Origin of the sequence: Geobacillus sp. ZGt-1, assembly GCF_001026865.1 — a bacterium.
GTDB classification, from domain to species: Bacteria; Bacillota; Bacilli; order Bacillales; family Anoxybacillaceae; genus Geobacillus; species Geobacillus thermoleovorans.
Genome location: NZ_LDPD01000110.1, coordinates 1 through 5,421, shown reverse-complemented (window position 1 = coordinate 5,421; position 5,421 = coordinate 1). Strand labels below are relative to the sequence as shown.

The 5,421-nt window shown below is 37.9% G+C and carries 4 protein-coding genes; all 4 read right to left on the bottom strand.

From position 1 onward, the window contains the following. Positions 1-1,673 (bottom strand): BREX system P-loop protein BrxC (gene brxC / locus VU18_RS15865; RefSeq protein WP_152668855.1); only part of this gene is annotated, 1,673 nt, incomplete at its 3' end. A 20-nt stretch (positions 1,674-1,693) separates the two neighbouring features. Continuing rightward, complete coding sequence (locus VU18_RS15860; RefSeq protein WP_015863617.1) at positions 1,694-2,233, bottom strand: DUF1788 domain-containing protein; 540 nt, start codon at positions 2,231-2,233, stop codon at positions 1,694-1,696. Positions 2,234-2,248: 15 nt separating this feature from the next. Next, positions 2,249-2,848, bottom strand: a complete 600-nt coding sequence (locus VU18_RS15855; RefSeq protein ID WP_047758492.1) for a DUF1819 family protein — start codon at positions 2,846-2,848, stop codon at positions 2,249-2,251. Between the two features lie 13 nt (positions 2,849-2,861). Beyond that, the gene (gene helD / locus VU18_RS15850; protein ID WP_047758491.1) at positions 2,862-5,324 is read right to left on the bottom strand and encodes an RNA polymerase recycling motor HelD; all 2,463 of its coding nucleotides are present in this window, start codon (positions 5,322-5,324) and stop codon (positions 2,862-2,864) included. Positions 5,325-5,421 lie beyond the last annotated feature (97 nt).

Here is a 5,421-nt window from a genome sequence, read left to right as displayed (position 1 = left end):
TCAATCTCGCGATTCATCTCTTGTTCGTCATCGCTTAAGAACACGAACGTTTTATCCGCATTTTCCGCAATTAACATGTTTCGGCGAAGACGGTTTAACGAACGGCGAACTTCTTTTTCTAAATCATTTTTTATGCAGTCTACACTGTCGACAAGCAAAGTGGTAATATTTTCTACCGTTGCTTTAATCTGCTCGATCCCCTTGATCATAAATAACACTTTTAACACCTCAACGTCAAACTCTGTGATGCCTTCGCGTTTCGCTGCCGATGCGATCGTCGCCGAAACAGAGGTGCTTAAAAATCGTTTAACCGTTTCATAAAATTGGGAAAAACGGGCCAATTGGTTTGTATCTTGGTCTTTTAATTGCAACGCAACTTCCTGGAAGGCGTTTAATAAGGAGCGTTCTCCGTGCGCTAAATGAGCCCCCGCCTCCCCTTGGCGGCGTACTTTATCAAAAACCCGTTGCAACAATTCGACTTGATATGGGACGAACGGATAAATCGCCGCATATTCTTCTTCATTTTTGAATCCGCTTTGAAGCACGCACGTATCTTTTTCAAACGTTAACGTATTGTTTAAACTTTGTCCGATTTGCTCAAATTCAATTTTCAAATGATCGGCAGCTGCCGGACTTTTTTCTAATAGACGGCGTTTAATGACTTCATCCGTATTAGAGCTCGTCAAGTGAATACGTGTTGCGAAACGGCCTTGAATTTTAGAAAAATTGTCAGCGCCTTTAATTTTTGTTACTGCATCGATTTGTTCTTGAGAAGTAACAATCACCCACACTTTTCCTTGGCAATAGTTTCCTAAATCTTCGACAACGGTTTGTAGATTTAACATAAGGTTCGGATCATCGCCAATATACTGACCGATTTCGTCGACAAGGAACGTAAGGCGGTAGTTGTCTCCTTTTTCTTTGACGTGTTTTGCAACAATTTTCGCGAATTCTTCAGAACTGATTTCAAACGTTTTCTTAGCCGCGTCCAAGAAGCCTGCCGACGTTTCTTCGTCATACCCTAATCTAGCTAACGCCTGAATAAACGATTTGCGTTTTAATAAAATCCGCACCCGTTCTTCCTTCCATGGTTTCCCTTCTATTTCTTCAAAATGTCTTACGAATTTCTCATATACTCCTTCGTCTGCCAATTGCCGCTCGATATGGGCAATCCAAAGCGTTGGAGAGTATCCTAAATATTGGTTAAATACTTTTAAAAATACTTCTACAATAGTTGCTTTTTCTTTTTTACCGCCCGCTGATTTGGAATCAACGTTAAATAAAATTGCATGGCTATCATACGTTGCGGAGCGCTGCATCATTTCTAATAATTCTTGGTCATCTGTTTTTTCTGTAAAGAAATCAACCGCTCGTTTGCCATATACGGTTTCGTTGTTGAGCAAATAGGATAAAATTTTTAGAAAATGGGATTTACCTGAACCAAAAAAGCCGGAAATCCATACTCCTATTTTTGTCGTCGGATGATCAAAACTATTAGTGTAGTTTTTAAAGAAATATTTCATATTTTCGCTGATTTCTTTCGTCATGACATATTCTTCTAATTCGCTGTGAACCACTTTTTCGTCGTATTGTCCCGCTTGCACTACCCCATTAATTTCGCGGTCAATCGGCTTTTTAAACAGTTCCTGAATAGTAAATGTGTTTTGTAACACTGCGAACCCTCCTCTGTCCATTAGATAGAAAATGCCCGATAATATCCGTTGGATTCGAAACGATTAAATAGGCTCAGGCCTTGCCCTGTATATGTTCCTGGATAAAAAATAACGATTGGCACGTTGGTTACTTTCGGATGCAATTGATTTAGCAATTCATGAGCCCGTACTAATGGAAATACACTCCCAATCCCGGTGATAAAAATGATTTGTGCTTGTTCTGCCGCTTCGGCAATTTTGTCTACTAGCTGTTCTTCTTCGATCGTTGGGCGCAAAGCGTCAAACAAGGCTTCCGTTCCTTGTTCTTCCTCAAATTGTTTTAACCCTTCTAATCCAATATCGTCAAATAGTTCAATAACCATTTTCAATAAATTGAGCACTTTAATGTTTAAATGAATCCGATTCGTAAAATATCGGATCGATTGGCGGACAATCAACTCATGTTCCGGTTCGTAATCAAAAATGAAGTATGGTACTTCATTTCCTAATCCTCTCATCTGCAAAAATTCATCTTTTTGAATCTCTTCAAAAAACCGATCTAATTTTTTTTGAATCTCCACTGCAAACCTCCTATATTATTCGTTTAATGTTAAGATGAGTAAGTCGCGATACACCGGATTTCGTTCGACGTAATCACGCAACTCTCTGCTTAATGGAATCGGTTTGATTTCGTATTCGTTTCCATTTTTCTTAAGCAATTCGGCATCTACTATTATTTTTAACATCACTTGCTTTAGTTTATATTTTGTTTTATCGGTCCAGTTTCTCACTTGTTCATATTGCTGTTCCTTTTCTTCAAAAAACGTGCGAATATTTCCTTCTGATACCGTTGACTTAAATCTTTTCATGTTATAATGGATCACTTCCAAAACAAAATCACGAGGAAACGCAAAACGTTTTAAAAATGCATATAGCAGGAGCGCGTTTTGGTCGGAACGTGCTCCATGTATTAGAAAAAACTTTAGCTGCTGATCAAGGACTTCGGCTCGCCGATAAACGCGAGGAAATAGATCTTTTATTGCCGCTTCACTGCGACAATGAAGTAAATTTTCTTCAAAAACTTTTTTCTTTATTTCCTCTTTCGATAACCCTTGTAGTTGTAAATGAACAATGATTTTCATTTCATTTCTATAAAGGTGTTCCGCTGTAAACCCACCGGAATATTTCTTCAACACTACATCCCAACCTTTACGATTTTTCGTCTAATTGTCTTCGCATTTCCGCCCAGCGGCGCCAAACTTTTAACCAAGCATGGAAATCGTAATATCGTTCGCGATCATCTTCAAACGCTTCTTCAACAAACTCTTCTTCTTCGTCATCAAATAATCGAATCATATCTTCCTTTTTCAAACGCTTTACCGCTTCCACTTGTGGTTCCACATACGGATCGTTTATATCCGTAATTAACCAGTCGGCAAACGATTTTCGCGGTTTTGGCGGCGCGCTGGGGTCTCGCTCTTCCAATAGTGGCGATATATTTCCACGGTAAAATAGATGTAAGTCGTGATGAGCGCGAGTAATAGACATATACAACATCTTAGCATGTTGTGTTTCATCTTTAAATGTCTCGTCGCTAACATCTTCGATAATCACCGCATCAAACTCAAGTCCTTTGACTAAATAAGAAGGAATAATAACAATTTTCTCTTTAAGCGCTTGGTTTCCTTCTGTAATCACTTCCATTTGCGTAATTTGACGTCTCCTTAATTGGTCATATGTATCAATGGCTCCTTGTTTGGACGCTGTTAAAATCGCAATTTTTTTATAACCCTTTTCTTCAAATAATCGTATCGAATTTACTATTTCATCATAAAGTTCACCGATGCTTTCAACTTTCTTAATCGTAGGAACGTCCCCTGGACGGTTTACAGGAATGACAAGCGGAAAATCATAATTGCTATTTAATAACACCCTGTTGGCCAAATCCATAATTTGTTTTGTCGAGCGGTAGCTTGTCTGCAAGTGAAGTCTTTTAAACTCTTTTTCTTTAAAAACATACGATTCTATTTCTTCCCAACGGTCAAGTCCATAGAAAGAAAAGATTCCTTGCGCAATATCGCCTAATATCGTCATCGATTTCGCATAATCTTTCATAATCGCAAGTTGAAATGGGCTATAATCTTGCGCTTCATCAATAACAATGTGTTCGTACTGCAGTTTTTTTCCATTGATTTTCGCATCTAAATAAATGAGCGGGGCAATATCTTCGTACATAAAACGTTCCTGTTTAATTTGTCTTCCGTTTTTCAGTAAAAGACTTAGCAATTCTTCATCGATATCCGGATGAAATTTCTCAAATACTTTTTTCTGGAACACCGATTTATACATTAACAACGCAGGGATATTTTCCATCTTTTTCACGATAAGCGAAATTTCATGTTGCATTTTTTCTTGAAAGATCTTCATACGCAATTGTTTTGCTTTTTCTAATGCTTCATATACCGCTTTTCTTTCTTCTCCTTCCGGAAGCGTTACAACCCATTTCCGATACGCTTCCTCAAATTCATCTTCAATTTGTTGTTTGCGAATGTTGATTTGTTCATTGCTCCAATTTAAGATAAACTCTTTTACTTCTTTCATGCGTACATTGAGAGGCAAATGTTCTTTGGCATGATAAAATTGATGAATTTCTTCCTTGGAAAGAATAACCCCGCTTTCAATAACGATGTCACCATGCGGAATCATCGTATTGCCGATGTACTCAACAAAGTCATCTAGAAGCTTTTTAAATCGAAGCGATCCTTTATATTTAGCAATTTTTATCAAGTCTTCTTTTTCCGTTGACCCGTATATATGTACATATTGCTCATGTAAGTCAGGAATATCATGAACATCGGTAAAATAAGTAGATGCCCAATCGTAAAATGTTCGTTGCTCAATCCCCTCAATTTCGATTTCCGGTACGATATCTTTAATATAGGATAAGAAAATCTCGTTCGGCGCTAAAATAAGAATATCTTTCGGTTTGACTTGCTCGTGATATTGATATAAAAGATATGAAATGCGATGCAACGCAATCGTTGATTTTCCGCTTCCAGCCGCACCTTGGACGATAATCGTATCTTTCAGTGGCAGGCGGATAATTTCATCTTGTTCGGCTTGAATGCTAGCGATAATATCCCGAAGTCGATGAGCTTCTTCCGTATTTGTCAAAATTTCTTTTAAATAATCGTCCATGTATTTGACTTTTTCGCCATTTTCATTTTCAACGATTTCCGATTTTCCAATATCGGTTACTTTAATCACTCTTCCATTTTTAATGACGATACCACGTTTTCCGTGAATCGTTACCGGTCTGTTTTCTATTCCGACTTGGAAAGTCTTTTGTACACCTTGGTAAGCATTGTATAATCTTCCTAAATCCGTCCGCCAATCAACAACAATCAACTCTCCATCTTTTTCAATCCCCTTTTTTCCAATGTAAATGGTCTCTTTTCCAAACTCATCTTCAAAATCCAATCGCCCAAAATATGGATTGGGGCGCATATCTTGAAGCTTTTTGACTTCTTTCTTGGCATATGCAATAAGCTGTGCTTCTACAACATCTTTTGCAGTTTTATTCATATTTTGTTTATTTTTTTCTAACAGCTCATCAATAACAGATATTGTCGCATCTAAACGTTCCTGCTCTTTTTTTATAATGTCTTGCATATATATCCCCACCGTTTTTATTTAATACACGTGCTTATGCATTACCCGTATCATCTTCTATGTAATGTTGCCGCTAACGGCTCATCACGCTCTCGGC

Excerpts from the sequence above, each read along its gene's own strand:
- helD (WP_047758491.1), bottom strand. The coding sequence starts at position 5,324 with ATGCAAGACATTATAAAAAAAGAGCAGGAACGTTTAGATGCGACAATA.